This window comes from Streptomyces tailanensis (genome assembly GCF_008386495.1).
Classification (GTDB): Bacteria; Actinomycetota; Actinomycetes; order Streptomycetales; family Streptomycetaceae; genus Streptomyces; species Streptomyces tailanensis.
This window is the reverse complement of sequence record NZ_VTHJ01000072.1, coordinates 18,590-42,799: the sequence shown is the minus strand read 5'-3', so window position 1 is coordinate 42,799 and position 24,210 is coordinate 18,590. Positions and strand designations below refer to the sequence as shown.

Annotated in this window: 14 protein-coding genes and 3 pseudogenes; 7 read left to right on the top strand and 10 right to left on the bottom strand. The window is 68.7% G+C overall.

Annotation, left to right across the window (positions count from 1 at the left end; all coding sequences use genetic code 11):
* Positions 1–326 precede the first annotated feature (326 nt).
* The 9 genes from F3T56_RS38970 to F3T56_RS38930 all read right to left on the bottom strand — a co-directional run bounded on the left by F3T56_RS38970 (position 327) and on the right by F3T56_RS38930 (position 15,205).
* Complete coding sequence (locus tag F3T56_RS38970) at positions 327–647, bottom strand: hypothetical protein (RefSeq protein WP_149830196.1); 321 nt, start codon at positions 645–647, stop codon at positions 327–329.
* Positions 648–767: 120 nt separating this feature from the next.
* Positions 768–7,190 carry an RHS repeat-associated core domain-containing protein gene (locus F3T56_RS38965; RefSeq protein WP_149830195.1) on the bottom strand — a complete coding sequence of 2,141 codons (6,423 nt, stop codon included), beginning with the start codon at positions 7,188–7,190 and terminating at the stop codon, positions 768–770.
* 127 nt (positions 7,191–7,317) lie between these two features.
* Positions 7,318–10,953, bottom strand: coding sequence for a laminin G domain-containing protein (locus F3T56_RS38960; RefSeq protein ID WP_246204305.1), 3,636 nt, complete (start codon positions 10,951–10,953; stop codon positions 7,318–7,320).
* A gap of 430 nt (positions 10,954–11,383) precedes the next feature.
* Positions 11,384–11,929 (bottom strand): flavoprotein, encoded by a 546-nt coding sequence (locus F3T56_RS38955; RefSeq protein ID WP_149830193.1) that lies wholly within the window; start codon positions 11,927–11,929, stop codon positions 11,384–11,386.
* Between the two features lie 133 nt (positions 11,930–12,062).
* Positions 12,063–12,611, bottom strand: coding sequence for a hypothetical protein (locus F3T56_RS48745; protein WP_246204307.1), 549 nt, complete (start codon positions 12,609–12,611; stop codon positions 12,063–12,065).
* Between the two features lie 64 nt (positions 12,612–12,675).
* Positions 12,676–13,167: a methyltransferase domain-containing protein gene (locus F3T56_RS48740; protein WP_281291958.1), complete on the bottom strand. Its 492-nt coding sequence runs from the start codon at positions 13,165–13,167 to the stop codon at positions 12,676–12,678.
* On the bottom strand, positions 13,164–14,141 hold the full coding sequence (tgmB, locus tag F3T56_RS38945; protein ID WP_246204304.1) for an ATP-grasp ribosomal peptide maturase: 978 nt from the start codon (positions 14,139–14,141) through the stop codon (positions 13,164–13,166). Before tgmB ends, F3T56_RS48740 begins: the two co-directional genes overlap by 4 nt.
* Positions 14,138–14,365 carry a putative ATP-grasp-modified RiPP gene (tgmA, locus tag F3T56_RS38940; protein WP_149830192.1) on the bottom strand — a complete coding sequence of 76 codons (228 nt, stop codon included), beginning with the start codon at positions 14,363–14,365 and terminating at the stop codon, positions 14,138–14,140. Before tgmA ends, tgmB begins: the two co-directional genes overlap by 4 nt.
* Positions 14,366–14,791: 426 nt before the next feature.
* Positions 14,792–15,205 (bottom strand): ATP-binding protein, encoded by a 414-nt coding sequence (locus F3T56_RS38930; protein ID WP_246204303.1) that lies wholly within the window; start codon positions 15,203–15,205, stop codon positions 14,792–14,794.
* Between the two features lie 300 nt (positions 15,206–15,505).
* Between F3T56_RS38930 and F3T56_RS38925 the strand changes: the two are divergent.
* From F3T56_RS38925 to F3T56_RS50360, 4 genes and pseudogenes are all read left to right on the top strand, one after another.
* Positions 15,506–16,618 (top strand): annotated as a pseudogene (locus tag F3T56_RS38925) (helix-turn-helix domain-containing protein).
* 13 nt (positions 16,619–16,631) lie between these two features.
* A complete protein-coding gene (locus F3T56_RS38920) occupies positions 16,632–17,213 on the top strand; it encodes an HD domain-containing protein (RefSeq protein WP_149830191.1) in 582 nt (193 codons plus the stop codon).
* A gap of 207 nt (positions 17,214–17,420) precedes the next feature.
* Positions 17,421–17,513, top strand: a pseudogene (locus F3T56_RS38915) (IS5/IS1182 family transposase); the annotation flags it as partial.
* A gap of 190 nt (positions 17,514–17,703) precedes the next feature.
* A pseudogene (locus F3T56_RS50360) lies at positions 17,704–18,147 on the top strand (toll/interleukin-1 receptor domain-containing protein); the annotation flags it as partial.
* A 297-nt stretch (positions 18,148–18,444) separates the two neighbouring features.
* On the opposite strand, the gene F3T56_RS38905 reads toward F3T56_RS50360, so the two are convergent.
* Positions 18,445–20,307, bottom strand: a complete 1,863-nt coding sequence (locus tag F3T56_RS38905) for a PDR/VanB family oxidoreductase (RefSeq protein WP_246204301.1) — start codon at positions 20,305–20,307, stop codon at positions 18,445–18,447.
* A 152-nt stretch (positions 20,308–20,459) separates the two neighbouring features.
* Between F3T56_RS38905 and F3T56_RS38900 the strand changes: the two genes are divergently transcribed.
* From F3T56_RS38900 to F3T56_RS38890, 3 genes are all read left to right on the top strand, one after another.
* Positions 20,460–21,629, top strand: a complete 1,170-nt coding sequence (locus F3T56_RS38900) for a sensor histidine kinase (protein ID WP_149830190.1) — start codon at positions 20,460–20,462, stop codon at positions 21,627–21,629.
* Positions 21,626–22,351 carry a response regulator gene (locus F3T56_RS38895; RefSeq protein WP_281291957.1) on the top strand — a complete coding sequence of 242 codons (726 nt, stop codon included), beginning with the start codon at positions 21,626–21,628 and terminating at the stop codon, positions 22,349–22,351. The genes F3T56_RS38900 and F3T56_RS38895 overlap by 4 nt, the downstream gene beginning before the upstream one ends.
* A 67-nt stretch (positions 22,352–22,418) precedes the next feature.
* Positions 22,419–24,023, top strand: coding sequence for a multicopper oxidase family protein (locus F3T56_RS38890; RefSeq protein WP_149830189.1), 1,605 nt, complete (start codon positions 22,419–22,421; stop codon positions 24,021–24,023).
* The last annotated feature ends 187 nt before the right edge of the window (positions 24,024–24,210 follow it).

Below are 24,210 nucleotides of genomic sequence, written 5' to 3'. Positions count from 1 at the left end.
GCAGCCAGCGCCCTCCTGAAGCGGGAATGACCGATCCCGTGATCTCAACTCAGAACAGGCCCTAGCGCCCAAGCCCGCGCGGCACAGGCCCGCAGCACAGCACGGGGGAACATGTCTGCCCAGCGCTCCACCGCTCCCGTCCACGAAGCAGCCACCACCCCCCTCCCACAACCGCAGCATGGACGCCGGCGCTGATCACTGCCGGAGGGACGACCGGAGGGCGAGCAGTGCCATTGAGGTCCCCCACTTGGTAGCCGTTCAGGCCCCGATCCCGCAGGGCCTGAACGGCTACCCCTTTGAGCTGTCCGCGCGTTCTTCCCGCGAACCTACGGCGAAACGACTCCGACTTCCCAGGTATCCGCGTCCGGACTTCGCCTGTAGAAGACGTTCGACTGAACGGGATCACACAACGCGACCAGGATCTGTCCCTCCTTCAGGTCCACGGCCTTCTGGAACGAGGTGCTCTTCCCTGCCCTCACTCGCAGCACCTTGAACTCGAACCGATGCGCGCCAGGCGGCAGCTCAACGAACTTGGGCAGCTTCGTGTCGCGGCTGCGGGAGCAGAGCTCAATGCCGTTCTCCCAGAGAGACACGACGCCTGCCTTGTACGTCAGACTTCGAAGTGGCTCCCTGATCTCGGCGAACACCAGAACCCCTGTTCGCCTTCTGCTCTGCTCTCTCCGCAAGCGCCACCTGACGAGAAGGGGCAACCGCTTCGACTCATCGAGTGCTTTCACGGAGGGACTCCGACCGGATTCCGCCATAAGCTAATCATCCTCCCAGCGGCCGGAGTCTCCCAGATTGCCTCCCGTGGTGGTTCCGATCGTCGCGAAACCGACAGAACTCACGTTGGCGACACCGGCAGTAGCGCGCGACACGATCGCACCCCCCTTGAGGACTGTTCGCGTAACGATGCCGGCTCCTGCTGCCTCCCGTAGCGCCGAGGCCGCGACCCGACTCGCGCCAAGGGCTGTTCCAGCCATGCCCAGGCTCGCTGCACCCATCGCGCAGCTCCCCCACTGCTTGGAGAAGCATGCGTCTGCGGTGGTGGCAGCGCCCAGTACGAATCCCCCGACCATAGCCGCGGTAGCAACCCAGCCCAATGGGGTGAACATCGAAGCAACGCCAAGTCCGACGCCGACCCAGCCCAGGGCTTTGCTGTTGTCCTGCATGAAATCGTGGGCTGCGCCGATTCCCTTCTTCACCGTGTTCTTGATACTTCCCCAGAAGCCGTCATCCTTCTTGGGCTCCGGGCCAGGGTTGGGCGGGACAGTCTTGAGCCAGCCCTTCGGCGCAGGCGTCGAGGGCAGGTCGAGGTTGCGGCGGCCGGGGATGCCGCCGAGACCGGTGGGCTTGGTGTTGCCCTTGACGAGCGTGGGGCGTTCTCCACAACGGCAGGCCCGAACGGGGCCCTCAGAGCCACTGGTGGTCTTCTTGCTGCTGACCGGAATGCCGCCCCTGCAGGTAATGCCATACTTCTGCGGCTCGTTGCACTCGGGGACGCCGAGGCCGGAGGGGTCAGCGACGGTTGCCGGGTTCTGGACGGCATAGCTGTATCCGTTGAGGGTCTGGCCCACGCCGGTCTGCAGTAGCGGATCGACGCTGATGAACTGGCCGATCTCGGGATCGTACTGGCGGGCCCCGACGTGAGTGAGACCTGTGCCGGTGTCGGTGGTCTTGCCGAGGAAACCCTTGTCGTCGGGCCACGCGGTCCCGGTGGTGCTACCTCTCGGTGCGCCGAAGGGGGTCATGTAACGCCGGGAGAATGCCTGGTCCGTGGCGTCGATGGCGAGGCCGGCGGTGCCGTGCGGGTCCGTGACCAGGTAGCTGAGCTCGTTGCTGCCGCTTTCGTTGGAACGGATGGCGACGGTCAGGTCTCCAGAACTGTAGTGGCGTTGAGCCCAGGTGCTGCCGTCGGCCCGCAGATGCAGTTCCGTCGCCCCCGCGTACAGGACACGCTCTCCGCCCTCCGTAGCACGGATCAAGAGGGTGCCGTCTGCCCCGTACAAGTAGTCCGTCGTCTTGCCGTCTTCGGTGAGGGTGGTCAATCTGCTCTCGTCGGACCATTCGAGGTCCTGTGCGGCGGTGCCGTCGGGACGGCTGGTGGTGTTGCCCGCGGTGTCGGACCCGTAGACGCGTTCCGGGGCGGTGCAGTCCGCCTCCGTGCTGGTGCCGGTCAGGGTGTGCGGCTGGCTCACCTTCTCATAGCAGTAAGTCGTGGTGGTCTCGACGGTACCGGAGCGTGTGGTTTCCGTGGCGCGCTGGCCGCCGTCGTTGTAGGAGTAGCTGGTCCAGTACGGGGCCCGTCCGCCCAGACTGCTCGCACTGCGGGCGTCAGCACACTTTTGCGAGGACGGCGTCCATGCCTCGGTCAGGCGTCGGTGGCCGTCGTAGGCGAGGCACTGGGTCTCTGCGGAGGCGGTGCCGCCGAGGGTGCTGATGTCGGCGATGGAGGTGACGTTGCCCGCCTGGTCGTAGGTGTAGATCAGGTTCTGCAGCTTGTACGCGTGGGTCTGGTCTGTGACGTGGCTTCCGAGGAGGCGTTCGGTGCCCTCCTCCCAGGTGTTGGTGACGTACGCCTTCTTGTGTTCCTCGGTGTTGGCGGTGCCTAGGACGAGCTGCTGGGCCTGGCCAAGGGCGGAGTAGTCGACGTCGAGAAGGTAGCCGGTGCTGCCGCCGACGGAGGTGATCTGGCCGGTGCCGGTGTAGCCGTAGTCGACGATCTCCGAGGACAGACCGCCGAGTGCGGGTTCCTTGGCGCTCTGGAGTGTTCCGTCGATGTTGTAGGTGCTCTCGAACTGAAGGGTGGTTGCGCCCGCCGAAGCGAGCGGGTCGGAGTCCGGCAGGGTGAGTTCGGTGGTGGTGGGCCGGGACAGGCTGTCGTAGGCGGTGACGGTCTCGGTGTACGCCTTTCCCGTCTTGCCACCGACGTAGCGGATACTCGCCTCGGGCTGTCCCTTGAGGAGGCCGTCGTAGGTGAAGGCGGTGAGCTGGTTGGCGTCGGTCTTCGAGCCGGTCCAGGCGCCGGTCGTGCGGCCGAGTGCGTCGTAGCCGGTGAGGATGCTCTTGCCGCGGGAGTCGGTGCTCTTGGTGAGCCGGTCCAGCTTGTCGTAGTCGAGCTCGGTCAGGCCCTTGTCCGGGTCGTCCGCGCTGGTCTTGCGGCCGAACAGGTCATATCCGTATACCCACTTGGTGCCGTCGGGGCCGGTGACCTCGGACTGCTTGTCGTCCAGCGTGTACTGGAACTTGGTGGTGGCGTATGACGCCGTACCCGAGCCGCCGCCGAACTGAGGGTCGGCCGGGCTCGTGCCCGTGTACTGCCGGGTTTCCACAGTGCGGCCGCGGGCGTCGGTGATCGTGCGGGTTGCGGAGCCGCCCTGGAGGGCGGTTGCGGCAGTGGAGTCACCGGTGTAGCTGGTGGTGGTCGACCACTTCTTCACCCCGTATACGTACAGGGTGCTAGTGGTGGGCCGCTCCGCGCCGTCGTAGACCGTTTCGGTCTGCCGGGGCGCCTCGCCGTACTCCTCGCGCGTATAGGTGCCGTTCGGTGTAGATGTGCTGTCGAAGATGTCCTCGTACGTCTCGTAGGCCAGGCCCCGCGTGTCATAACGAGTGTCGGTCAGCACACGGCCGCCCAGCGGGCTGGGCGACTGGGTCTGCAGCGGGCGCATCATCGAGTCGTAGAACTCGTAGGTAGTGTTGTAGGTCTCCCCGTCCTTCTTCAGCCGTGAGGTGGACACCCACGAGGGCTCACTGCTGCTGATCCGGTACGTATAGGTCGTGTTCGCGCTGTAGCCGGCGGCCTTGTTGCGGTTGGGCTGCCAGACCGCGGTCAATCGGCCGAGGGCGTCGTAGGTGGACTCGGTCTTCTTCAGGTTGGCGTCGTACACGCGCAGTTCCTGGCCGTGCCGGTGGTCCAGGAAGCTGGTGACCTTGTGGCCCAGGGGATTGGTGACGATCGTCTTGGTCAGCGGGCCCGCCGAGACAGGGGTGTAGGCGGTGTTGGTGGTGTTGCCGTCCGCGTCGGTGACGTCGGCGGGGCGGCCGAGGGTGTCGTATGTGGTGGTCGTGGTCGTCTGCCAGCCCGTGGCCGGGCGCAGCCCGTCCGAGCCCGCCGTCGCGCTGTAGCCGGTGGCGCGGCCGGTCCAAGTAGCCGATCCCTCGGTGGGTGTCTGAGAGGCGGACCAGGTGGTGGCGGAGGGGGTGTCGTAGACGGTGGCCGTGTCGGACAGGACGTCGCCACGGGTCTCCGAGGTCGCCGGAAGGTTCAGGCTGGTGTCGGCCACGGAGCAGGACTGCCCGGTCGTACGAGTGCGGGAGACGAGGTCGTTGATGCCGGCCGCGTCGTTGCGGGCGTACCAGGTGCGGGTGCAGGTCTGGTCGCCGCCCTTGCCCACCTCGCCGGAGTCGTCCGCCGTGACCGGCATGCCGTAGTCGTCGTACGTCGTGGCGATCGTGCGGGCGCGCCAGCTCTGTGCGGCGGTCAGGTAGGTGTGGGTGGTGGCCTTGGCCGTGCGGATGTAGCGGGCCACGTGGTCGGCGGCGTCGGGCGCGCTCTGGCGTGCCGTTTCCTTCGACCAGGGGTCGTTGACCTCGACCGTAATCGGCGTCGAGCCGTTGTAGGTGACGTGCTCGCGGCGCGTGCCCGCATACTGGTCGCTGTCAGTAATACTCGCGACCCCGATCGACGGGGACGCCAGCGGGGCGAGGGTGACCGAGCGCGTGGTGCCGTCCTTCTTCTTGTCGCCGTCCATGCCCTGCATGTAGAGCGAGACGGTCTTGGAGCGGGTGGTGCTCGTGGCGCCCGTGTAGACGGTCACCTCGCGGTAGCCGCGCCAGTCGGACCAGGTGCGCTCGGCCTTCGGGGTGAAGGGGTCGTCGCTGTGGTGCCAGGCGGCACCGCTGTAGTCGTAGGCGTACTCGACCGCGTCGTTGTGACCGGCCGGGTCGGAGACGACGACAGCCTCGACCTTGTACTTGTGGAACCAGTCCACCGACGCCTCGCTCGCGCCGTTGATGTTCCAGTACTTCGGGTAGCAGGAGCGGGTGTTGGTGTCCTCGGCTGCACCCGTGACCTCGCTGCGCACGCACTCCGGCGAGGACAGGGTCACGGTGGTGATCGATCCGGTCTCCGAGACGACCGTGGAGATACGGGGCCGGGTCAGGGGCAGGATGTCGTCGGTGCCGTCCACCCGGTTCTCCCGCCACTGGTAGGTGAACGAGACCGGGTTGAGGGCGATGGCGGTGTCGCCGGCCTTGGCGGTCCGCAGAATCGACTTCAGTGTCAGGACGTGATCGGAGGTGTCGCCGATGTCCCCACCGTCCTCGTACTCCTGGGTGAGCGCCCAGGAGTCCACCGGGTCATAGGAGCTGGTGGCGGCGTTCCACGAGAAGGTGGAGATGCCGGTCAGGCGTTTGCGGGAGAAGAACGCGGGGCCGGATGCCAGGCAGTCGGTGTCCCCGTCGGTACAGATCGCGTCGAAGGGGACGTCGGGCCAGTTCTTGGCCGTGTCCTCGGTCAGCGAGGAGCAGTCGGATGCCGTGCAGCGCTCGGCATGGCTGAAGGTGACCTTGGCGTCGGCATCGTCGGTGAACAGCGCACCCTTGCGCAGCCCGTACTTGATCTCCTTCAGGTAGCCGCCGCGTGTGTAGGCGGCGTTGGCCGTGGTGGCCTTGTTCTTCTTGTAGTAGTTGGTCTCCTTGGCGTACCAGTACGTCGAGGCGTTGCCCTGGGGGTCCTCAACGTAGTCGAGGTTCCACCGCCACGCCTGGGTGACCGCCCGGTCGGCGAAGGAGTCGCCGTTGCCGTAGCCGGGGTCACCGGAGTCATCTCCGAAGACCGGCACGGCCCAGGTGGAGTTGGTGCGCTGGTCGGCAGCGCCGTCGAGCTTGTTCAATCCGAAGACGTACTTGGTGCCGTCGCCGGTGATGACGGTCCAGTATTCACCGTTGCCGTCGCCGTTGTCGGCACCGGTGGAGCGGGTCACCGTGGAGGCGTCGTCGTTCTCCAGCCGCCAGGTGCTCTCCCAGTCCCCGGACTTCTTCACCAGGCGGCTCGATTTTCCGTTCAGGACCAGCTGGGCGTTGTCGTACTTCCAGCAGTGGTCGAAGACGTCCTCATGGCCGTCGTCGTCACAGGAGCCGTACGACCGCTCGATGTAGGACTCGGTCAGGGAGAAGCCCTCACCGACCGCGCTGCCCTGGTTGTTGGTGGTCGCCGTGCGGCCGTCGACAGTTCCGGAGTCGTATGACAAGGACAGTTCCGGCGTCGGGCCGGCTGCCGCAGGCGGCATGTTGAGGTCGTAACTCCAGCTGAAGGAACCGGAGTTGTCGCCCGCCTCCCAGGATGAGGACTCCGCCAGTTCGGTGGCCGAGTAGTCACCGGAGCCCGAGGGGGACTCGCCCGCGCCCGGGTCGGACGCGGTCACGGCGAACACCGCTGTCTCCGAGGTGGCCGCGTCGGCCAGTTGCGTCGAGGGGCCGTCACTGGTCTCGGCCAGTGGGACGGAGGCGGTGATGGTCTGGCCGACGAGGTCGTTGTCGGACGTGACCGGGGTAGGTGTGCGGCACGCGGCCTTCTCCGGCGTATCCAGGGCGCAGCCGGGCAGGCGCACCAGACGCAGCCGGGAGGCCCAGCCGCCGCCGATCGCCGAGGCGAAGCCGCTGTAGTCGATGCCCAGTTCGGCCCGCCCTGCCTCGTCCGCCTCGACGGTCAGCAGCACACCGGTGATGCCGGCGTCTCTGGCGGCCTTCTGGCCGAGGACCGTGATCCGTGCCGTGGTGCCGGATTCGGCGCCGTTCTTGCCTCCGGCCGGAGCGATGCTGACGGGAAGCCCGCCGGGCTCCGCCTGGGCACGCTTGTCGGCGTCCAGTTCGACGCGCGCGTCACCCTGCTCGGGCCAGGCCGCCTTCCGCTCCGCACGGGCCTGCCGGGCGCGTTCGGCATCGGCCTTCTTGTCCTTCGCGACCTTCGCGCGGGCCTCCTTCGCGCCGGGCCCGTCGACTTCCCTGACCTTGCTCACCCGCTGGTCGGGAACGTCCGGTCGGCCGAGTCCCTTGTCGGCGGCCTGCGCCACAGGGGCCAGCCCGGTCGGGACCACCAAAGACAGGGCCAGGAACGTCACGATCGTCCCGGCGCGCTGTCTTCTGTCGCCCCGCACTCTCCTTGATGCGCCTATGCCAAAAGCCATGATTGTCCGCTCCCACCCCGTTGTTCTACGTCATGAAAGGCCGACAGAGCCGCGAAGACCGACAAGCGATGTGCTGTGGCGCCTCGGTGCGGCGCTCCAGCGGCGCCGCACCACTTCTCCGCGACGGTCAGTCGCCCACTCGGACCTCGACCTGCTCCGGGCTCGCCATCGCCCCCGCCCACAGGCGCAGTTCAGCAACCCTGGCGGGCAGATAGTGCGTCCACACTCCGCCGGTGAAGCCCTTGCCGACGGCGAAGTCGCCGCTGCCGATCTCGGCGGTGTACACCTTGGCGTCACCGTTCTGCCCGTAGCCCAGGTAGAGGCTGATCGTCCCGTCGACCGAGTCGTGGACGCCGGTCAGCCGGACGGGGCTGTCCACGGCGGCGACTTCGTCGGAGACGACGGAGGAGAAGGAGCCGTCGGCGTTGAGCCGGCCGAAGTGCCAGACGCCGACCGGCACCGTGGTCTCCTCCAACGTCTCCTCGTCCAGGACGGTGTCCTTGCCGGTCAGCTCGTACCACAGGCCCCAGGCCGAGCCGTCGCTGGTGCGCTGCCCGATGACCTGCCCCGTATAGCCGACGCTCTTGGTGACAAGTTTTGCCGCGTCCAGTTCCACCAGGGTGGTAGCGGTGAACGAGGCACTGTCGTCCACCAGCGGCCCTGCGACGGTCGCTGCGTCATCGACGCCGTCCAGGACCATGCTCTCGCCATCGATCGAGGCACCGCCTGTCAGCGTGAGCGCCTTGCCGTAGCCGGAGGTCGTGTCGGCGATCGTGGTGCCGCTGCCGCGGGCCGCGGAGAAGTCCGCGACGAGTTCCGCACCGGCATACTTGTCAGAGATGAGCAGGCGGGCCTCGTCGTGGACCTCCTTCGGCGTCAGGGCGCGCTGCCACACAGCGGGTTCGTCGATCGAGCCGTGCATGAAGTCCTTGTGGACGTCGGCGTGCAGCACCCGCCCGATCTGCAGCGGCCCGTCCGCATCCCATGCCGGACCGGCGTCGGTGCTCCCCTGGAGGACACCGTTCACGTAGAGGCTGATCGTCTTGCTGGTGGCGTCATGGACGCCGGCCACATGGGTCCACACGCCGCGAGGCGAGGGCCTTGTGGACTTGATCTCGTGGTAGGCGGGCTCGGTGGACAGCACCCGCATGCTCCATGTGTTGTCGCCTCCGGCGCCGTACGACAGGTAGAAGGGGCTGTACTTCTGCGTCCATGGACTGGTGGTCGGGCTCTGGCTGAGCACGGTCAGGGTGTGGTTGGCCTGCGGGTCGACACGTACCCAGGCGGCGATGGTGTACGAAGAGCGGGTCTCCAGAGCCTGTCCGCCGGTGGCGGCGTAGCCGGTGGTGCCGTTGAGAACCAAGCCCTTGTCCGTCACCGCGCTCTCCAGGGGCTGCCCCTCAGCGTCGTGAGTGACCAGCCCGCGCCGCCCGCGGTCATCGCGGCTCGCGTCACCCCCCAGTGCCGCGTCGTCGCTGCCGTCGCCGGTCGCAGAGTCCAGGGCCGTACCGCTGGACTCGTCGAAGTGCCAGCGTCCGACCGGACCTTCGCCCGCGGCGACGAGGAAGTCCACCACGTTCTGCGCGCCCCAGCGGCCTACGGTGTCCTTCGCCCGCACGTACACGCTGTATGTGCCGGAGCGGTCAGGCGTGATGTCCTTCGATACTGTCGACCCGTTGACGGCCGTCGACCAGGCATCCGCGGAGGACAACTTGTACTGGTAGGCGACGTTGGAGTCCCCGGTGGCCGGGCCGAATGTGAAGGTGCCCTTCTGGCCCGGGCCGCCTCCCGCCGCGCAGGCCGTGTCGGTGCAGGCGGAGTAAGGGCTACCGACCGTGATCTTCGGAGCCTTCGGTGCCGTCGGGTCGACCTTGAAGTAGCACCAGCCGGTCGTCGAGGCGTTCGACGGCCCCGACAAATAGCTGCCGCCGCTGTTGTAGTACGAGCGCACCCAGGCCCGGTACCGGTACAGCTTGCCCTCGGTCAGTGTCGACCAGGACTTGGTCAACTTCACGCCGTCCCCGACGTACCCGCTGGAGGGACTCAGGTCGCCATTGCCCGCTGTGGTGTCCGACCAGGTGTTGTCGCTGTTCTTGTGATCGAGATCGAAGTAGACCCGCAGTTGCGCGTCCTTCTCACCGCCCGACGCGGTCTGTGCCGTCGCGGTCAGGGCCGGGGTGGGGTCAGAGACGATCGCCGGGTCCGACTCGGCCGTCTCGCACACCGTGCCCGAGCCGGTCACCAGGCCGATGCCGGTCGGCTTGGCCGGCCGGCCCACGAAGTCGACGGACAGGACGGCGTCGTTCTTGAACCGCTTCCAGGCACTGGTGTCGGTCTCGTCGTGCGCCCGGATCTCCAGCGTGAGCCGGGAGAACTTGCCCGCCGCGAAGTTCCGCACAGTCGGCGTCAGGTTCTCGTTCGTCTCCTCCGGATTGTCGTTGAACTCGATCGGCGCGTCCGGCGAGTCCGGATCGCACAGTGACCCGCGCCCCGCCGACACATGCCGGTCCCCCATCAGATCCAGCGCCTTGGGCCGCGAGGACCAGGTCGTGGAGGAGGAGATGTTGTTCGTGCGCACCAGGTCCACCCAGCGCGGATCGCACTGGAACGCCCACGGCTCGGTCACCCGGAACGTGGCATCCAGCACCTGCTTACCCTTCAAGCTCGCCGGGGAGAACTCGAAGTACAGCCGCTGGACATAGCCCGGCCCGCAGTAATAGCCGCTCCACGTACCGCACTTGCCCGCACCCTTGCCGAGGCCGTCGTCGCCGTTGCCCCAGCCGTACGACTCGTAGCCGTCACTGCGCAGCAGCGTGCGCTCCGACTCGCCCCAGGTCACCGTCGGGTCGATGTACAGCGGAAACGCCGACGCCTCCGTCCCGGTGAGCATCTCCGCGTCCGGGATAACGGTCAGCGCGTCGGCGGAGACCTTCACGTCCATCGTGGTGACGGTGTCACCCGCGCCGGGTTCAGCGCCCTTCGCGGATGACGCAGCGACCTCGGCGGGATCCGAGCCCTCAGCCTCCGTGGCATCCACCGAGGCCGCCAGGGAGTTCGGCTGCGCACCGGATGCCGCACCGGCGGAGTCCCACATCTGGGCGGGCGGAGCCCGGAAGACCCGGTTGCCGTCGTCGTCGATCGCGGTGAGATTGCCCGCCTTCCCCTTGAGCAGGCTCAGGCCGGTCGCCTTCAACGAGTAGTCGATCTGCTTCAGCTCCTCCTGGGCGGCGGCCTCAGGAGTCTTGACCACCAGTACGTGGCGGAACCCCTCCACGGAGGCCGTGATCCTCAGGTCGACGCCCGGAAGCACGTCCGCGTACACCGCGCTGGTCCCGTCCAGCACCGGTTCGGGGAGCTTGCCCGGCCACCCCATCTGGAGCGACCGTCCCCGATCGGAGATCTTCACCAGCGGCTCGGTGTCCCCACCGCCGGAGAACTCCATCTCGACAGCCGCGGCCTTCGGCGCCACCGTGCCGTCCCCACGGACCTCCAAGGTGGCGTCCGGCGCCTGCCAGCCCCCGCCGGACGTGGGCACTCGCACGGGAACCGCGGACTCCTCCAGCGTGAAGGTGAAGCCGTCCGGGTTGGCGAAAACCGTCGTACGCTCCGACCGCTCCCCGGTGACCTCGACCCGCTGCCCCGACTCCTGGGCCTCGGCGAGCGCCTTCTGCCCCTCCGACAGCGGAGGCTGTGCCTCGTCCGCCGCTGCCTGGGAGACCGGCCCCCAAGCATGTAGAGCCACCAGGACTGCCGCCGCAGCCACAGCGGAAACCAGACTCCGCACCTGTCTTCCATGCACGCCGCCAGCGCGACGCCCCCGTCTCAAGCTCACAACCCCACCCCAAGTTCACGACCCAGTCATGACTCTTGCTTGACGCAATATTTGCCATGGACATGAAAAGGAAAACGTTGTGTGATGAATCTGTGACCGAAGGGGTCCGCGGTGCACTGCGGTTGTACTTGGGCGGTGCTTCCGCGAAAGCTACTCCCGCTCCTTGCAAAGGGTGAGCAAGCTGTTGATCTGTAACTCCTCGCGCCAGGCCCGGCCGGGCAGGCGCCCGGTCGGCCGACGGCAATGAAGATGTGATCGCCGGACAAAGGGAGAAGCCCCGGCCGCCGACAGAAGCCGCGCGGCGGAGTTCGGTGCGCGGCTCGCACCCAAGGGGTGAACCCCTTGAGGACGGCGGCGCTGATCACGGCCGGAGGGACAACCGAGGGGCGACCAGTTCCAGCACTTCCTCCCAGCGGTAACGGTCGGCTCCGCCGCCGGTCTTCGGCCGGTGCGGCTCGTACGAGCCGATCAGGACGCCCATCTCGCGCAGCCGGTCCAGACTCTGCCGGTATGCGGGGTGGGCGACCTGGGCCGAGTTCAGGTACGGCAGCACAGCGACCGGGATGTCCATGGCGGGCGCTTCGCACAGGATGCCCAGCGCGAGATTGTCAGAGATCCCTGCCGCCCACTTGTTGACCGTGTTGAAGGTGGCCGGGGCGACCGCGATCGCGTCCGCGGGCCGAGTCGGGCGCGGTTCCTCCGGTGATCGCCAGGCCGAGCGGATGGGCCGGCCGGTCTGGACCTCGACCGCCTCCGCGTCGAGGAAGCCGAGTCCCTGCGGGGTGGCGGTGACGCCGACGTCCCAGTGCCGCCCCTGTGCTGCGGTGATCAGCCGACCGACGTCGGCGGCGACCCCGGCCGCGCAGACCACGATCTGGAGGAACGGCTTGTCGTGCTGATCACTCACGCGGGCACTCCCAGTTGGCGGCTGAAGTGGTGCAGTTCCGGCAGCGTACGGCGACGGTCGCGAGCTGCCAGGCGGCGCCCGCTCACGTGGCCGATCTACGGCAGTCTGGGCTCTCCGAGGACCTACCGCCGTCCTAGGTCACGGCGAGGGCAGCCGGTACGGGACGGCTGGGGGCATCGAGCCAGATGCGTTGCCCCTCGGCGGTCAAGGTCACGCCGAAGCGCTCCCGGTCCGGCTTGTCGTTCTCGACGTACAACTCGTGTGCCTCCTCTACCGCGTCCCACAGCAGGCGCGGCCCGGCCTGTCGGACCGCGCCGTCCGCGGCGCGCGCCCACGCGCCGTCAGCACCCCACAGCTCCACCGCCGTCACCCGGCCGTCGCCATCGCGCTCGGAAGCGAAAGCCGTGTCCGGCGTGACCAGCGAGAGCACGAAGCGGAACGCATCGTCCCCAGCGACCACGGCCAGGTCCAGGCCAGTGAGTCGGCCGCTCGTCGCGCTCGGCCTACCTGGGTGTGCCGGAGCGCCGGTGGCACCGGCGTCGCGTACGGTCATGAAGTAAGAACCGCCGGGCAGAAAACGGCCCTCGGCGCGGCCGTCGTCGGCGACGACCAGGCGCGCGGTCCCCCAGCCGACAGGGCACACGATGAGGCCGGCGGGCCGTACCTGCTCCGGCCAGGCCACCGGGATCGTGGTGAAGCCACAGGTGGCGATCAGCCGGTCGTACGGGGCCCTGGCCGGGTAGCCGTCACGGCCGTCCCACCTGCACCAGCGGGGTGTATCCGCAGCGCCGCAGCCGCGATCCCGCCAGCCGCGCCAGCACCGGGTCGACCTCGGCCGTAACCACCTGGTGGCTTCCAAGCCGTTCGGACAGGAGTGCCGCGTTGTAGCCGGTGCCGGTCGCGATCTCCAGCACGCGGCGGCCGTCGGCGACGTCGAGGGCCTGGAGCATGACGAGCATGAGGCCGGGCGCTGTTGATGACGAGGTGGCCACGCCGTCGGTGAGCTGTGTGGCCAGCGCGTCATCCGAGTACACCAGGTCCAGCCAGTCGGCATCGGCGGAGGTCACGTGCCGCTGCTCGCCGCCGACCAGGGCCCAGAACTCCGGCACAAACGGATGGCGGGGAACGGCCTCGAACACCTTCCGCCATGTCGGGTCGGACAGTTGCCCGTTGTCCTCAAGGACGTCGGCCAGCGCCGTGCGCAACTGGGTGGCGCGTTCTTCGGTGTGTGTCGTCATGGTCGTTCCTTGGCGAGTAGGTCGGCGATGTGCGTGGCGATGGGCAGGCCCGTCTTGCTCTGGATCCAGGACCACTCTCCGGACGGGTTGCACTCGAACATCACCCAGTCCCCGGCGGGGGTGACGGCGAAGTCGAACGCGCCGAAGTTGAGACTGAAGTGCTCCAGCCAGCTCAGCACGCCCGCCCGGACGTCGTCCGGGACTTGGCACACGTCGTAGGTGAGTGCGTCGTAGTCGCTGCGCCAGTCCACCCGAGCAGCGTCGCTGCCCGCGCGGATCTCGGCCGCGAACATCTCCTTGCCCACGACGGTCAGCCGCACCTCGTGAGTCTTGGGCACCCACTCCTGGAACAGGTGCGCTGTCAGGGAGACGGAGTCGTCGATCGTGTCGGGGTCGACCACGTGGGTCGGTACCCCGGTGCGGTGACCGTCCGGGTACTCCAGCGGGCCGCCCATGAGCGGCTTGCAGATCACCGGACCGTCCACCTGACAGCAGAACTTCCGGGCCACTTCCTGGTCCGTGGTGATCAGCGAGCGAGGCGTGCGGAGCCCGTGCGCTGACGCGACGGGGAGCTGACCGGGCTTGTGGGAGGCAATGCCGTCCACGTCCGGCCGGTTCACCCACGTCACCGGCAGCGCGTACAGCGTGCCGAGCAGTCCGGCCAGCGCCTGCTCGTTGGCCCACGTGCGGTGGGGCTCCTCCATACGCTCGGAGACGGCGGGAAGGCGGGGCCGCCTGTAGTAGACGGCCCTCACCTCCTCCAGCCGCACGGAGCGGTACTCGTCAGCCAGGACCCCCGTCCAGGGTGCTGCAGCGTGCTCGGCGGACAGGGACATGGACAGGGGGAAGTCCCCCATGTCGAACCGCATCACCGGCACACGCCGGATCGTCAGCTCGTCGACCACCAGGTCCACCGCGGGGTCCAGTTCCTTGGTGACGACCAGCACCGGGCCGCCGGACAGGTGCTGTTTCACCGCATCAGGTACGGGTCGGACGTGTCGTCGTTCTTGCTGTCCCAGTTGGTGTTCGTGCAGCTCCCGGCCAGCGAGGTGGAGCGGCTCCACAGGGCTCCAGAGCCGTCGGTCAGGACGTTGGCCTGCCGGGCCGGGTCGTACACGAACGATCCCGCTTCCAGGGTCACGGTGTACGGGGTGCGCTCGGCGCGGGCGCCGAACGGGATGAGCGTTGCCGTGGGCATGGGTGCCTCCTTGTGGTTGCTGGTGCTCGGACTGTTCTCTGACTCGCCCGTGCGCGAGGGCACGGCCGAGGGTCTCGCGGGGCCGCTCCGCTCCGGCCGGGAAGCCGGTCATGCAGACGCAGAGCGGGTTGTGCGCCGCCCGGCGCCGGGCATCGGGCTCCGGCGGCGGGCGGCGGGCGGCGGGCGGCGGGCGGCGGGCGGCGGGCGGCGGGCGGCGGGCGGCGGCTCATGCAACGCCACCGGCAAGGGACGGTGGGCATTCGGGCGCGCAGATCCAGAGCCGGAACAGCAGGCCCCGGTGGCGTACTTCGCCCCACACCTGGCCGGCCATCCCCAACCGGCGGGCGCAGCGCGCACAGTCCACGGCCATCTGCTGCCGCGGAGTGAGCCGTTCGACGCGCGGCAAGGTGGCCGTGGGAGGAGCGGTCACCACGTGCCGTCCGCGCGCAGCTCGGCCCAGACACGTTTCCCGCCGTGCACCGGCTCGCTGCCCCAGTCGTGGGCCAGAGCTTCGACGAGGAGCAGTCCGCGGCCGTGCTCATCGTCCGGGGACGGCGTGCCAGGGGTGGGTCTGGTGCGGGACGTGTCGGTCACGACGATCCGCGCGGACTCCTTACCTGTCCGTGTGATCGAGGCACCGACCGTGGCGGCGTCGGTGTGCTCCACCGCGTTGGCCACCAGCTCCGTGACGACCTGCTCGGCGACGTCCACCAGCTGAGGCAGGCCCCAGGTCTCCAGCACCAGCGTTATGTCCCGACGCGCCTGAGCGGCTGCTTCCAGCCTCGCCGCGTACCGCTCCTGGTAGCGCTGTGGTCCCACCGTTGCAGCCGTCATGGTCATCGTCGCGTCCCTCGGGGGTGCTCGCGTTCCGTGTGTAGCCCAACCACCGGCCGTCAGGGCTCTGTGCGAAGGAGGCACGCCCGCCGTGCTCAGGCCGACCCCGTGGCCGGGGTGAGCAGCAGCCCTTCGACGTTGTCGCCTACGGAGGTTGACTCGGGAGCCTCGGTAACGAAGCCCACCGTGACAGCCGCCCTACTAGGCTCGTTCGGTGATGCTACGACGGTAGAGAGCCGTGATCACTGCTTGAAGTGACCGCGAATACAAGTGGTTTGCTGCGAACACAGAAGAAAGGGTCTGTTCATGCGGTCGAGTTCGCGACAAACCCTGACCGGCAGTCAGGGATCAGCTGGGCGCCCACGCGTGGGAGTCATCGCCGGCTACGTCTTCCGGATCATCCGAGAGCAGCAGGGACGCACCCAGGAGGAAGCGGCTGAGCAGCTGCGGGTGTCCGCGGACACGATCGCGGGGTGGGAGTCCGGCCGCCGCCCCCTGACCGCCGTGCCGGTCGGGCAGATGCTCGTGCACCGTCACCGGCTGATGCAGATGGGCACTGCCCCGCGCTCCTGCAAGCCCTGGACCGCGCCCTGGAAGCGGACGTCCTTCTCGCCGATGCCCTCGACAACGAGACCGAAGTCGAGGAAAGCCCGCTCGGGGCCTGGGTGATGCAGCGCGACCTCATCGAAGTCCTCGCGTGGCCCCTCACCACGTACCCCCACAGCCCGTCCGCGACCTCCCCGATCCGCCCCGCAAGCGCCGAGGACCCGCGCCGGCAGGGCCGGAGCTGTCGGCTTCCGACCGGGCACAATTCTTCACACGGATGCGGCGAACCGCGGAGCAGGCCCGGAGGGAGGACCAGTTCCTGCTCCGCCGGCAGGCCCTCTACCTCTCCGGGTACGACGACCAGGCAGACACGTCGGAGTGGCTCGCCCACCAGCAGGCCACGAACGCCCCGGCGACTGGCTCACGCATTGGCTCAACTCCAGGTCCGTTGCCGCCGTCTCGGCCCGGCAAGGAGACCGAGACCGGATGAGCCACTTCATCGACACCGCTCTCATCGACGACGATGCCGGCGAGGCCGCGAACCTGAACTACTGGGCGTACTGGATCGGCGAGACCGCCCATCTGGAGCTGAGTGACGACTTCATCGCCGCCCGCGCCCCGGGACCGTGGCCGGGTGACAGACTCCTCACCTACCTCGCTCACGGACTCGCGCCGCATCACGGCTATGTCGACCTCAACATCCACTCGGTGTGGTCCCTGCTCCAGGTACGGCCCAACCTGCTGCGATCCGGCGCAGCAGACCGTGTCCTGCGCGACAGGCTGCCCGTGATGTTGGATAGCCGGGAGCTTTCGGCGCGCGGGCGCCGGGAGCTGGAGAGCATCCGGTATGCGATCCGCCTCGCCGAGGCGTGAGAGGAGTCCGACGGTGGCTGAAGACCTGTCCGCGGTAGCGCGTTTTCTGTACGAGGCGGGGACGCTGAAGCAGACCAAGCGCACCGGCTGGTGGATGGCCGGCGTACGCGATCCGGAGTCAGTCGCGGAGCACTCCTGGCGCACCGCCCTCCTCGCGACGATCATCGCGAAGCTCGAAGGCGCCGACCCCGCGCGGGCCGCCTACCTGGCGGTGTGGCACGACTCGCAGGAGACGCGCACCGGGGACGTGAACCACCTGGGCAAGAAGTACGCGCCTCAGGCGGGCCCGCGCGCGGTCACCGACGACCAGGTCGCGGGCATGCCCGAGGTCCTGGCCTCCGCAGTGCGCGAACTCGTCGCCGAGTACGAGGCCAAGGAGTCCCAGGAGGCCATCTGCGCCCGGGACGCCGACAAACTGGAGTGCATGATCCAGGGCGTCGAGTACAAGGCCCAGGGCTACGAGCACGCCCAGCGTTGGATCGACAACAGCCGCGGCCGACTCACCACGAAATCGGCCAACGAACTCGCCGACGCGGTCCTGGCGACCGGTTCTCTGGACTGGCTGCGCGCAGCCCTCGGGGAGAAGCAACGCTGACCCCCGCCCGCTACCGGCGAGCACCCCCCTGCCCCACGAGACGCTGCCAGACCGCACCAGGCTGGCGTCCCCTCCGCTGCGTCTAACGCCTCTACCAGCGGAGGGCTACGGCATGCCGCCGGACGCACAACACGTCACTGCCCGCTCCGCCACCCCCGCGTCAGTACGCTGACCGGCGGAACACCCCAGCGGACAAGGAGAGCTGCGGCCCTGCTGACCGCCGGCAACCGTAGCGACTTCGCTCAGCTGCTCCCTGTGCTCGACGCGATCCCACCGGTCCGCGGCCGGGTCGGACGGCCCACCGCAGACCGGACTCTCTCATCACCGATCGCGACTGCGACCCGCTGCAAGGACCGCAATGGAAGCATCTTTGGCGTTTGGTTCCACTGTCAGACCCATCATCTAGCGTGGTCCACCGGAGCCTCATGAGGAGGCGGACGCTTCAGTGGTTTCCGGAGGACCAGTGGTCAAGAGGATCAGCGCGAGCTCCATGCGCCAGCAGCTCAGAAGCGCCCAGCGCAAAGCAGAGCAGGACGCCAAGAGGGCCCAGCGCAAGTTCGAGAGTCAGGTCAAGAAGGCTGTGACGGACTACAACCGCACGGCCGAACGACACAACCGTCAGCAGCTCGCCAAGCTCAGGCAGAGCAGCGGCACGTCGGTCTCGTTTACGGTGGAAGAGCAGCACCTTGTCGACCGGGTGCAGAGCGCCGTCGCCGAGCAGGACGAGCGCGAGTACGACGTCTTCCTCAGTTACGCACGTGTCGACGGAGCCGATGTAGCCGAACAGCTGCGTAGCGAGCTTGAATCCCTCGGCATCACAGTCTGGTTCGACGAGGTGGCCATCCGCCCCGGGAAGAGTCTTTCCCGTCAGATGGATGACGGACTTACCCGAGCGCGAGCCGGTGTGACGCTGCTTACCGAGGCGTACCTGGGGCGACGCTTCTGGACCGAACGCGAGCTGGGCGCCCTGCTGCACAAGGACACGGTGATCCAGGTCAGGGACCTGATCCGCATCGCGGGTCGGGTCCCTGAGTGGTTTGTGGGGCCGTTTGGGAGCCAAGTCGGATGCCCCAGGTCCCAGAGCAGCTCCCACGTATCGGGGCTGATGTGCCCTCGGCTCGTGTCGCGGATGCCGAAGGTAGGGCAGCTGAGGCCCGCCGGAGTAGTCGGCCACTGCCTGCGGATGAAGCAGCGAAGAGCATCGTGGCGGGGCAGGGTTTCGCCGACGGGTTCAGAGGTCGAGTGCGATACGGGTGCCATGGGCTCGGGAGACGCACGGGTAGATGACATCCCGACGACCTCGCTCGTGGGGCTGGAGCACGTCGTCGCAATGGTCCGGTGTTCCGCCGAGCACACGCGTCGCGCAGCTTCCGCAGACGCCGTCCTCGCAGGAGGCGTCCAGCGCCGACGTCGCGTCCCGGATGGCCGACAGCAGGCTGCGGTCCGCCGGGACTTGGACGACCTGGCCGCTGCGGCGGAGCTCGGCTTCGAAGGGCAGGTCGGGGCCCGCACCGGAGCGGTCGCCCGCAGCGAAGCGCTCGATGTGGAGCCGCCCGTGCGGGCAGGCCGTGTGCATGGCCGACATGACCGCGTCCAGCATCGATTGAGGGCCGCAGCAGTACACCGCCAGGCCCGGCGGTGTGCCCCGCAGGAGTCCGGCGAGGTCGGGGCGCGGATGGGTGTCCGACGCCTCCACCACGACGCGGTCCGGATAGCAGCGTACGAGGTCGTCGGCGAAGGCCATCGCCTTCCGTGACCGGCCCCGGTAGAGCAGCCGCCAGTCGGCGCACTCGGCGTCCAGGCGGCGGATCATCGGGAGGAACGGGGTGATCCCGATGCCGCCGGCGATGAAGAGGTGGGCGGGGGCCTCATCGGCGAGCGGGAAGTTGTTGCGGGGGCCGCGCACGGTGAGCCGCGCGCCGGGTCGCAGCGTGTGCACCTCGGCGGAGCCGCCGCGGCCGCCCGGCTCGCGCAGCACCGCGATGCGGTGGACGGCCGGGTCGTCGCAGTCGCCGTAGAGGGAGTACTGACGCACCGTTCCGGAGGGCAGGACGAGGTCGATGTGTGCTCCGGGCTGCCAGGCCGGAAGCTCACCGCCGCCCGTCCGCCGCAGCTGCAGGGTGATGACGCCGTCGGCGACCTGGCGTACGTCGGCGACGGTGACCGGCGTCTGCGGGGTGCGCGCGTCAGCGCGGTCCGCCCGAGCCCGGTCGGCCTTGCGCCGGCCCCAGCGGGTCCTGCCACCGGGCTTGAAGACGGAGAGGAAGACCGCGGTCCACAGCAGCAGCGTGTACGCAGCCAGGCAGATGACAAGCGCGAGGCCGGTGCCGCCGGGGTCGGCGGACGGCTCCTCGGTCAGCTTCAGCAGGTCCCTGATCCACTTGCTCTCCACGAAGGCCGCGAAGGTCGGCAGGCTCAGCGAGATGGCGAGCTTGAGCAGGACCCACCAGTGCTTGACCACACCCCACGGCGTCCCGAGGCCGAGCACCACGCCGGAGGTGACGGCCAGCGCCATGCTCGGGATGACGACGGTCAGGTCGAAGAGGTGCATGAGTTCGTACGCGCCGTGCCGCACCGCATGGCTGTCGGCGGTGAGTCCGGCGACAGCCATGACGGTCATGGCCAGGCTCAGGCCGAGCCAGCTGACGCTGATGCCGATGTGCAGCATCAGCCACACCTTGCGCGTCCGGCGCTTCAGCTGCGGGAAGCGCGGTTTCATCAGGACCAGCAACACGGTGGAGAGGACCATCCCGGCCAGCGGCTCGAAGTTGCCGAAGCTGAACAGGAATTGGAACGGGATGAAGACGAGGTGGAAGACGATCAGGGTCCTGCGGGCGCGTGCCCCTCGCTTCGGCCGGTCCAGGGCCCAGGCGCAGGTGGCCACCAGTGGCGCGGCCAGCAGGTAGCCGATCACTCCGGCCTGCTGTACGGCGGGGAAGGCGACGTTCTCTCGTAACTGCAGGACCGCCGCGACGACGAGGCAGAAGGCGGCGAAGACGAACTGCCACATCCGCCGGACGGACGCATGCGCGGTGTCGGGATCGGCGGCAGCGGCAGGCTCGGCCGAGGGGGCGGGCTCCGTTTTCGTAGGCATGGAGCCACCCTCGCCACGGCGAGGCGGACGGACATCGGCCGATCTTCGTTACTTGGCCGCCCGCAGATCAGCCGAAGGATGGCGGCTGCCTGCAGCCACGTACAACTAATGATGGACGCCCCACGAGTGGCGGCGTGGTTAGCCTCGACCGCATGAGATCGGGTATCCGGTACGCGGACCTCTGGGAACGCCGTCGTCCGGTGATCGACGCGGCGCTCGCACTCGCTGTCGCCGTGAGCACGGCTTCCCAGGACGGGCACTCGGCCACATACGCCTACTTCGATATGCGGCCGTCGCTGTGGGTGGCCGTCCCGGTGGGTCTCCTTGTCGGTGCGGCGGCCTGGCGGCGGCGCCGTCGGCCGGAGCTGTTCCTCCTCGCCGCCCTTGGCGCCTTCGTGGTGCTGTCCACCTGGATCGCCGTGCTGTTCGCGCAGTACACGCTGGCCGAGCGGACCACGTCGTGGCGCAGGACGTCGGCCGGCACGCTGGCCGCGCTCGCGGTGGTCGCCGTACCCATCTGGCAGCTGGGCGGCGCGGATGCCGCCGGCCCTCTGAGCCTGGGAATCTGCGTCGCTCCCGCGCTGCTCGGCCTGTACATCGGCACCCGCAGGGAGCTGCTCGCCCGCCTGCGCGAGCGGGCCGAACGTGCCGAACGCGAGCAGCACCAGCGCGTCCTGCAGGCGCGCAGCGACGAACGCGCCCAGATCGCCCGGGACATGCACGACGTCGTCACCCACCGGGTCTCCCTGATCGTTCTGCATGCCACCGCGCTGGAAGTGGCCAAGGGCGACAACGCCCGCACCATCGGCCGGCAGATCGGCATCATCGGACGCGAGGCCCTGACCGAACTCCGGTCGCTCGTGGAGGTACTGCGCGCCGACGCCGCGGCGCCCCTGGCTCCCCAGCCCGGCCTTGCCGATCTGGAGGACCTGGTGGCCGAGTCCCGCAGCACCGGCATGCCGGTCGCCCTGGAACTGGTCGACGAGTCAGGCGCCGAGGCACCCGCCGCTCCCCAACTGCCCGCCCTGATCGACCACGCGGTCTACCGCGTCGTGCAGGAGGCCCTGACCAACGTGCACAAACACGCGGGTGATGCCGAGACCCGTATCCGGATCCGGCACACCTCGCGCCTCCTTCGGCTTTCGGTGGCCAACGGGCGCTCCGCAGTCCCTGGTGGCCCCGGCCTGCCGAGCGGCGGTCACGGCCTGCTCGGCATCGGCGAACGGATCCGGCTCGTCGGCGGTGAACTGGACGCCCGGCCCACACCGGACGGCGGGTTCGAGATCACCGCTGAGATCCCTCTGAAGGCGGCGGGCGCGTGACGAGCAGCCCCGGGCCTGGTCCCGATGCCCTTCCCGACCCCATCGCCGAACCGACCCGCGTACTGATCGTGGACGACGAATGGATGGTCCGCTCCATGCTGCGCACCATCATGGAGTCCGCCCCCGACATCACCGTGGTCGGCGAAGCGGCCGACGGTCACGCGGCGGTGACCATGGCCGGAGCGCTCCGCCCCGACGTCGTCCTGATGGACATCCGGATGCCCCGCGCCGACGGCCTGACGGCCACACAGCAGCTCGCGCAGTCACCGCGGCCTCCGCGCGTCGTCGTGCTCACCACCTTCGACCTGGACGAGTACGTACGCACCGCGCTGCGCCACGGAGCGGTCGGGTTCCTACTCAAGGACGCGTCTGCCGGCGAGATGATCACCGCCGTACACAGCGCGGCACGCGGCGACGCGATGCTCTCACCCAAGGTGACCCGGCGGCTCCTGCACCACTTCACGCGGGACGACGACAGGCACGCGACAGGAGCCGAGCAGCGCAGGACCGAAGCCCTGCGGCGGCTGACAGCGCTCACAGGAAAGGAACGCGAAGTCCTCGTGGCCCTGGGCGGCGGTCTGTCCAACACCGACATCGCCGCCACGCTGCACATGAGCGAGGCGACCGTGAAGACACACGTCAGCCGCATCCTCACCAAGCTCGCCCTCAGCAACCGCGTCCAGGCCGCCATCCTCGCCCACCACGCGGGCCTCCTGGACTGACGGAGGAACACCGCCCGCTCCACACGTCAACGCCCGCAATCCCCTGCCCTCACCTCAGGAGCCCGCCATGCCGCGATTTCGTGCTGCCCGCATACCCTTTACCCGTACGCGTCCCACCGGTAAGCGCTCCTTACGGCGCCGGACCTTCCTCACCCTCGGCTGCACAGCCATGGCCGCCGGGGCAAGCTGGGGGACCAACTGGCTCGTCGTCTACACCGGCCGTGACCGCAGCAACGTCGGCACCCTCGGCTTCCGTACTTCGCTGAGGATCCCGGAGCTGCTCGCCCCGCGCGCCTCGGCCGGGGGACGCCGGTGGTACGAGCTGACGCTGGCAGCCGGACAGACCGGACTCCTGCCCGGCAAGAAGACCGAGACCTGGGGCGCGAACGGCAGCTACCTCGCCCCCACCCTGCGCGTCCGCGACGGAGACGCGGTCGATATCGCCGTACGCAACGACCTGCCGCAACCCACCACCCTGCACTGGCACGGCATGCACCTCCCAGCCTCCATGGACGGTGGGCCGCACCAGATGATCCCGCCCGGCGAGACCTGGCGCCCGCGCTGGACCGTGCACCAGCCGGCCGCGACGCTCTGGTACCACCCGCATCCGCATGGCTCCACCGGCGCGCACGTCTACCGCGGCGTGGCCGGGCTGATCATCGTGGACGACGAGCACACGGCAGGGTCGGGGCTGCCCCACGAGTACGGCGTCGACGACGTACCGCTGATCATCCAGGACAAGAACTTCCACGACGACGGCTCACTCGACTTCACCGAGACGACCTTCAGCGAGGACATCGCCGCCGCGGACAACCTCGGCGTGCTGGGCGACACCATCCTGGTCAACGGCACCTACGACCCCCAATTTGCCGTGACCACCGAGCGCGTGCGCTTCCGGCTGCTCAACGGCTCCAATGCCCGCGTCTACGAACTGGGGTTCCCGGATGGCCGGTCCTTCCACCTGGTCGCGACCGAGAACGGGCTGCTTCCCCGCCCCCAGGAGCTGAAGCGGCTGCCTCTCGCCCCCGGCGAACGGGCCGAGATCGTCTTGGCGTTCAAGCCGGGTGACGAGGCGGTGCTGCGCAGCTTCCGGCCCGATCTCGGGGCCGGCTTTCCCACGAGGCGGTTCTCCGGAGGAGACGACACCTTCGACATCATCGCGCTGCGCGCCGCCAGAACGCTCAAGCCATCGCCGCCACTGCCCACCCGCTTCACCGGGGCCCCGCCCGCCATCAAGGTGCCGGACAGCCCCAGGATCCGGACGTTCGAGCTCATCGGCACACGGATCAACGGCCGTTCAATGGACATGAACCGCGTCGACGAGGTGATACCCGCCGGTGCCACGGAGATCTGGGAGATCAAGCGCGGCGACGGTCTGGTCCACGCCTTCCACGTGCACGGTGCGACCTTCAACGTCCTTGAGGTGAACGGCGAACAGCCGCCCCCGCAGATGCGCGGCCCCAAGGACACCGTCTTCCCACCGCGCGACGGAACCATCAGGGTGGCGATCCGATTCGACACCCTCACCGACGAAAGGGTGCCGTACATGTACCACTGCCATGTCCTGCGCCACGAGGACGACGGCATGATGGGCCAGTTCCTGGTCGTCGAACCGGGCCGCGAGGAGCAGGTCCCACGGAACCTGCGGACCGACGAGTCCGTGCATCACTGACCGCCAACCTGTGACCGACCCGGTCAGGCGGACCGCTGGGCGATGGGCACCCCGAGGCCGTCCAGGGCGCGGTCGAGGCCGAAGTCGAGCGCCTGGTTCTGCGACGAGGTCGTCGTCGGGCGTGCTCCACCTGCACTACCGGCATGGAGTCTGGCGGCCGGGTCCTCCCACCAGCTCGCACGACGAA

What these genes read in the sequence shown, in the direction of transcription:
- F3T56_RS48740 (WP_281291958.1), bottom strand. Translation starts at nt 13,167, where the DNA reads ATGACGACACACACCGAAGAACGCGCCACCCAGTTGCGCACGGCGCTG.
- F3T56_RS38965 (WP_149830195.1), bottom strand. Translation starts at nt 7,190, where the DNA reads ATGGCTTTTGGCATAGGCGCATCAAGGAGAGTGCGGGGCGACAGAAGA.
- F3T56_RS38930 (WP_246204303.1), bottom strand. Translation starts at nt 15,205, where the DNA reads ATGACCATGACGGCTGCAACGGTGGGACCACAGCGCTACCAGGAGCGG.
- F3T56_RS38900 (WP_149830190.1), top strand. Translation starts at nt 20,460, where the DNA reads ATGAGATCGGGTATCCGGTACGCGGACCTCTGGGAACGCCGTCGTCCG.
- F3T56_RS38905 (WP_246204301.1), bottom strand. Translation starts at nt 20,307, where the DNA reads ATGCCTACGAAAACGGAGCCCGCCCCCTCGGCCGAGCCTGCCGCTGCC.
- F3T56_RS38890 (WP_149830189.1), top strand. Translation starts at nt 22,419, where the DNA reads ATGCCGCGATTTCGTGCTGCCCGCATACCCTTTACCCGTACGCGTCCC.
- tgmA (WP_149830192.1), bottom strand. Translation starts at nt 14,365, where the DNA reads ATGCCCACGGCAACGCTCATCCCGTTCGGCGCCCGCGCCGAGCGCACC.